The organism is Flavobacterium johnsoniae, assembly GCF_001879205.1.
Taxonomy (GTDB): domain Bacteria; phylum Bacteroidota; class Bacteroidia; order Flavobacteriales; family Flavobacteriaceae; genus Flavobacterium; species Flavobacterium johnsoniae_A.
The window spans coordinates 289701-296262 of the sequence record NZ_MLFK01000011.1; the positions used below are offsets into that span (position 1 = coordinate 289701).

Sequence of the window (6562 nt, forward strand, 5' to 3'; positions counted from 1 at the left end):
GTTTATCCCTTAAACTTTATGATTTTACAGCAAAGGCTCTTTCTATTCTTTTATCAGGAATTAACCATAATAAAGCAACAATAATATAAGCTGCACCGGAAATCCATTCGTTGTAAAATGAAAAAATGATTCCTAATAAATACAAAACAGAAGAAGCATTCCCTTTTACATCTTTTCCTATCGCTTTTGCAATTATGGAATCACTGCCTTCGCTGATAATTATAATTCGCTGTAAAATAAAATATGCTATTGAAGATAACAACAATACCGTTCCGTACAAAGCCATAGAAGCTTTTGCGAAGTTATGTTCTCCCATCCATCCGGTTGCAACCGGAACTAACGACAGCCAGAAAAGTAAATGCAGGTTTGCCCACAAAATCCTTCCGTTGATTTTGGTAAGACTGTGAATTAAATAATGATGATTGTTCCAATAAATACCAACATAAATAAAACTCAAGACATAACTTAAAAACTTAGGTATAAGCGGTTTTAAATTGGCAAATTCAGTTCCTTCCGGCACTTTAATTTCCAGAATCATAATGGTTATGATAATTGCCAAAACACCATCACTAAAGGCTTCAAGTCTAGTTTTATTCATTTATTAATTATTACTGATTATTTTTTTGCCGCAAATTCCACTAATTATATTCTTACGATGTGAGTAAAAAATTAAATTTTACCGTAATACATTGCTTTTACGATTCCGTCAGAAAGTCCAATTTTCGGAACAAAAATCTGGCGTGCTCCACTCCATTTCATCGCATTCAGGTAAATACGTGTAGCATGGATAATAACGTCTGCACGGTCAGAATTTAAACCTAATTCGGCGATTCTTTGCTCGTAAGTCAGTGAATTTAAAAAGGCGTATTGTGAATTAATGTAAATATACGAAAGTGGCTTTTCCTGCTGTTTTCCGGACATTTTAAATAGTTTATTGATGTTTCCACCAGAACCAATAAGTGTAACCTCATCGTAATCTGCTGTATTGGTTTTAATCCACTTTTCGATTTCATCCCAAACCACATCGTGTACCATATTATTAAGTAAACGAACCGTTCCTGCTTTAAACGATCTTGAATTAATCATTTTTCCGTCAGAGAACAATGTAAACTCTGTACTTCCGCCACCCACATCTACAAATAGGTAGGTTTCATCTGTTTTTAATAAATGATGTAAATCAGTAGAAGCAATAATCGCAGCTTCTTTTTTACCATCAATAATTTCAATTTTGATGTCGGCTTTTTTCTTAATTAAAGCTACGACTTCTTTTGCATTGTACGCTTCACGCATTGCAGATGTTGCAAATGCCATATAACGCTCTACTTTATGAACTTTCATCAAAAGATTAAATGCTTTCATGGCATCAACCATTCGATCTATATTTTCTTCTGAAATTTCTCCTACTGTAAAGGCATCTTGTCCCAAACGAATTGGCACACGAACAAGTGAACTTTTATTAAACTGGGGTTCTTTTCCATCCTGTTCTACAACATTGGATATCAGAAGTCTCATGGCATTTGAACCGATATCTATTGCTGCAAATTTCCTTATATTAATCATGCTCACTTTATGATTTTGTAATTTAGTTAATGTATTTAGTCTACTTTTTGAGGAACCTCTTCTAGTACCGAAATTTTATTTTGATAATATTTATAGGTTTCAAACTGGGCTCTAAATGGGGCATGATGGTTTCTAGGCTTATATTTATTATCTAATTTATAAGAATGGTATCTTACTTTTACGTTTCCTTTCCAGGCAATATTGAAATTATCAATTAGTTCTTTTTTAATTTCAAGATCATATATCGGACAGGTTACTTCGACTCTTCCGTCGAGGTTTCTGGTCATAAAATCTGCTGACGAGATGTATACTTCATTTAATCCTGCGTTTCCAAAAATATAAACTCTTGAATGTTCCAGATAATTATCGACAATACTTATCGCTTCGATATTTTCACTCATTCCCGGAATTCCCGGAATCAACGAGCAGATTCCTCTTACCTGAAGCTGAATTTTTACGCCCGCATTGCTTGCTTCATACAATTTATCGATCATTTTAAAATCTGATAAACTATTCATTTTTAATTTAATGAATGTTTTTCTGCCTGCTAATGCATGAAGAATTTCGCGATCAATTAGTTTTACGAACTTTGATCTTGTATAATGCGGCGACACAATTAAATGTTTGTATCTGTGTACTCTATAATTAATATCAAAGAATTCGAATATTTTAGAAATATCTTTCAAAATTCCCTGATGGCAGGTAAACAGTGTAACATCTGTATAAATCTTGGCTGTCGATTCGTTGAAGTTTCCTGTCGAAATAAATCCGTAACGACGTGATTTCCCTTCTTCGCTTCTTTCGATTACACAAATTTTACTGTGTACTTTCAAACCTTTTATTCCAAAAATAAGTTCTATTCCTTCGGTCTGCATTTGCTCTGCATAGGAAATATTCGAAGCTTCGTCAAAACGTGCCTGAAGCTCAATTTGCACCACTACTTTTTTACCATTTTTTGCAGCATTAATCAATGAGCTGATAATCTGAGAGTTTTTGGCCAAACGATATAAAGTAATTTTGATACTGGTTACTTTTGGGTCTAAAGCCGCTTCACGCAAAAATTTGGTTAAGTATGAAAATGATTGATAGGGAGCATGAAGTAAATAATCTTTTTTATTGATTTTTTCCAAAATACTTCCGTCAAGACTCAAACCCGGAACCGGTAAAGGTTCGTTAGGTTTATACAATAGATCATAACGTCCTAAATTTGGAAAACTCATATAATCACGACGATTATGATATCTTCCTCCCGGAATTATACTGTCGGTTTCAACAATTTTCATTTTATCTAAGAAGAAACGCAAAGTATCGTCTTCGATTAAACTGTCATAAATAAAACGAACCGGTTCGCCAATTCGTCGGTCTTTTACAGAAGTAGCGATTTTTTCGAGCATACTTTTACTCAAATCACTATCAATGTCTAACTGGGCATCACGTGTAATTTTGATCATGTGCGCCGAAACCGTTTTATAATCGAATATATTGAAGATATTTTTCAGTTTAAGCCGAATTACATCATCAATTAAAATTACATATTGCTTGTCGTCTTCTGATGGAAGTACAACAAATCTGTTGATTGTTTTAGGTATTTCAATAACAGCATAACGAACTTTATCATTTTTAAGTTCTAAGCGCACTGCCAAATAACCCAGCGTATCTTTTAGCACCGGAAACTCGGCAAGATCATTCAATATAATGGTTACCAATTCCGGACTCAGCTTCTGCATATAAAAATCCTTTAAAAAACATTCCTGTTTTTCTGTAACCTGATCTTCATTTATAATAAATATATTTTCTGCTTCGAGTTCTGTTTCGATATTGCCCAAAATACGTAAACTTTCAGATTGCTGCTGAATTACGATTTCGGTAATATCTTTAATTAATTGATGGGCAGAAACACCGCCTAAATATTTTTCGCCGGAAATTCCGGAAAGACTCAATCTTCTAATTGCGGCATATCGAACTCTAAAAAACTCATCTAAATTGTTTGAAAAAATTCCAACAAAACGCAGTCTGTCTAAAAGCGGCACCGTATTGTCGCCCGCTTCCTGAAGTACTCTTGCATTAAACGCTAACCAGCTTTTTTCTCTATCGATATATTTCTGTTCGTACACTGTATTTATTTTAAGTCTTTGGGGAATATTGTTTTATGGGTTTTGCCTTTATTGATAGAGTCCCAGCTTTCTGAATCAAATTGCAGTGATACAAAGCCAGAGGTTGGAACATTGTCGATAAAAACATCCCCAAATTTATTAACAAAATTTGTAATAGCCTCGTTATGTCCAAAAAGAATAACGCTTTCTAAACTATTATCACATGATTTAATAACCTTTTCGAGTTGTCTTTCATCAAAAGTATATAGATCATCCCTATAAACAATGCTCTCGATAGGGTATGAAATGTTTTGTGCAAATATTAAAGCCGTTTCTGAAGCCCGTGCCGCAGTACTGCTCCATATTATATAAGTTTTTGGAAGATATTTTGAAATATGAGTAGAAACTTCATGTGCATCTAAAATCCCTCTTTTTTGTAAAGGTCTGTCGAAATCTTTTAAAGGTGCTTCCCAACTTGATTTTGCATGCCGTATTAAAATTAAATTTTTCATAAGCAGAAGGTTTAAAAACCGCAAAAATGAATCGCGATTTTATTTAAGTTCTAATTTACAAAAGTTATTTTAATACTTCTTCTTTTTTTATTTCTGTTAACAGTATGGCTAAAATTTAACAAGAATAAATTATCATCAAAATTTTAATAATCCTCAAATTCTGTTTTTCTGAGTAGAAGAAAAAATGTACTTCATCCATTAAAAGCTACACTTAGTCGATATTTCCTATATCTGCAAAAAATTAACTAAATATTTGATTATTAGACATTTAAACAAAAGCAAATCACCTCATTTTCATCAAAAAAGAAAGAAAATTCGATAATAATTTTTGGGCAAATCAGTCAAAAATATATTTTTTTGAGTCAATTTTTGACAAAAAAAGAGCACTTAAACGAGTTTTTAGGTTAGTTACAGATAAAAAAATTTAATTAGAAAAACTCTAATATAATTTTGATTCTGTTAAAATATAACAAATACTTCAAAAACAAAATCCTAATATATGAGAACTAAATCTACTCTAAAAGAAGTAGGGAAATTGATTAAAGGTTGTAAGTATATTTTCCTATTTCGCAAAAACAATCCGAATGAAGTGTTTCTTAAAATGAGATTAAAATTTCTTTTAATTCTAATTTTAAGTTTTTCGTTCTATTGTTCTACAGTATCGGCACAGGAAATTCCTGTGCGAATTGGAAATACTCTACCGGCAGGTAAGGTAACGTCTAAAAGTACAGCAAAAACAGCAGAAGTCAGTGCGCTTGCAGCTGTTGCCGGTTCGATTGATGTTGCTAATGCAGCTGCAGGTTATAACGGCTATAATGCTGATCAATTAGTTCGTAATGTACTTACATCGGGCTGTTTAACTATTAGCAATGTTCGTTTTGGTTATTATAAGAAAAATAATAACAACACCTGGACGTGGAACAACCACAGCTGGTCAACGACTGCAGGAAACCGACAATTGGGTTATTACAGCAAAGGCTCATCCACTTTTCCTATCGATGAAGGTTTGCTTTTATCTACCGGAAGAATTAGTTCGGCGATGGGTCCTAACACCTACACGAACAAAACGGACGAAATGGTAGACGAGGCAAGCGATCCTGATTTAACCACAATTTCCGGTAAAACAATGCATGATGCGTCTATATTGGAATTTGAATTTATTCCGGATGGAAATCTTGTCGAGTTTAAGTTTGTATTTGCTTCCGAAGAATATCTTGAATATGTTCATACGAATTACAACGATGCTTTCGGATTCTTTTTAAGCGGTTTTGGAATTACCGGACCTTATACCAACAATGCCATAAACCTGGCACAATTGCCAAATGGCGACGCGGTAACGATTAATAATATTCACTCCGCAGGAACAAATGTTGACAATGTTTCTTTTCCAGATCATAATGTTGCTTATTACTCTAATAATCCATTAGGTTCTGCAACAATGGAATTTGACGGATCAACCGTTGTTTTAACGGCAACTTATGCTGTTACTCCAGGCAAAAACTATAAAATAAAAATGGCTATTGCCGATGCATACGACCAGAAATGGGATGCAGGCGTATTTTTGAAAGCTAAAAGTTTTGCAACAAATACACTGGTAATTACAAATCCGGCTCCAATATGTGCTAACAGCACAACCAATATTACTTTACCGGCAATTACAGCCGGAAGTACTTCAGGTTTAACATTTAGTTATTGGCAAGATGCTGCGGCAACTATTCCGTATACAACGCCAACTGCTGCTACTGTTGGAACTTATTACATTAAAGGGTTAAACACTCAATCCGGATGTTATGATATAAAACCTGTTGTAGTAAGCCAAGCTAATATTATTATAACAGAAACAACGGCATCACACTTAGATGTAAAATGCAAAGGCGCAACAACTGGATCTGCAGCTGTAACAGCTTCAGGCGGAACAGCTCCTTACACTTATTCATGGAATACTGCTCCGGTACAAACTACTGCAACTGCAAGTAATTTGCCTGCTGGAACCTATACTGTAACTATTACCGACTCAAAAGGCTGCAGTAACACTAAACAAGTTGTAATAACAGAACCTTCCACTGCTTTATCTGCCACGACTTCACAAGTCAACATCAATTGTTTTGGAGGTGCGACAGGTTCAGCAACTGTAACCGCATCTGGCGGTGCAGGTCCGTATACTTACTCTTGGAATACATCTCCGGTACAAACAACGGCCACTGCTTCAAACTTGACCGTTGGAACTTATACTGTAACGATTAAAGATGCAAATCTTTGTACACTTACTAAAACTTTTACGATCACACAGCCAACCGCTGCTTTAGCCCTGGCCGCTTCATCTAAAACTAATGTAACTTGTTTTGGCGCAAGCACTGGAACGGTAACTGCCGGAACAGTAACAAATGCAGTGGGAAC

At 34.6% G+C, this 6562-nt stretch carries 5 protein-coding genes; 1 reads left to right on the forward strand and 4 read right to left on the reverse strand.

The window, feature by feature from the left end:
* Nucleotides 1-16 precede the first annotated feature (16 nt).
* From BKM63_RS21890 to BKM63_RS21905, 4 genes are all read right to left on the reverse strand, one after another.
* On the reverse strand, nucleotides 17-598 hold the full coding sequence (locus BKM63_RS21890) for a TMEM175 family protein (protein ID WP_071638706.1): 582 nt from the start codon (nucleotides 596-598) through the stop codon (nucleotides 17-19).
* Nucleotides 599-669: 71 nt separating this feature from the next.
* The gene (locus tag BKM63_RS21895; RefSeq protein WP_071638707.1) at nucleotides 670-1560 is read right to left on the reverse strand and encodes a Ppx/GppA phosphatase family protein; all 891 of its coding nucleotides are present in this window, start codon (nucleotides 1558-1560) and stop codon (nucleotides 670-672) included.
* A 35-nt stretch (nucleotides 1561-1595) separates the two neighbouring features.
* Nucleotides 1596-3674 (reverse strand): polyphosphate kinase 1, encoded by a 2079-nt coding sequence (gene ppk1 / locus BKM63_RS21900; protein WP_071638708.1) that lies wholly within the window; start codon nucleotides 3672-3674, stop codon nucleotides 1596-1598.
* Nucleotides 3675-3679: 5 nt separating this feature from the next.
* Nucleotides 3680-4165, reverse strand: a complete 486-nt coding sequence (locus tag BKM63_RS21905) for a SixA phosphatase family protein (RefSeq protein ID WP_071638709.1) — start codon at nucleotides 4163-4165, stop codon at nucleotides 3680-3682.
* A 499-nt stretch (nucleotides 4166-4664) separates the two neighbouring features.
* On the opposite strand from BKM63_RS21905, the gene BKM63_RS21910 reads away from it, so the two are divergent.
* Nucleotides 4665-6562: choice-of-anchor L domain-containing protein (locus tag BKM63_RS21910; protein WP_207539298.1), on the forward strand; the 1898-nt coding region annotated here is incomplete at its 3' end.

What these genes read in the sequence shown, in the direction of transcription:
- BKM63_RS21890 (WP_071638706.1), bottom strand. Translation starts at nt 598, where the DNA reads ATGAATAAAACTAGACTTGAAGCCTTTAGTGATGGTGTTTTGGCAATT.
- BKM63_RS21895 (WP_071638707.1), bottom strand. Translation starts at nt 1,560, where the DNA reads ATGATTAATATAAGGAAATTTGCAGCAATAGATATCGGTTCAAATGCC.
- BKM63_RS21905 (WP_071638709.1), bottom strand. Translation starts at nt 4,165, where the DNA reads ATGAAAAATTTAATTTTAATACGGCATGCAAAATCAAGTTGGGAAGCA.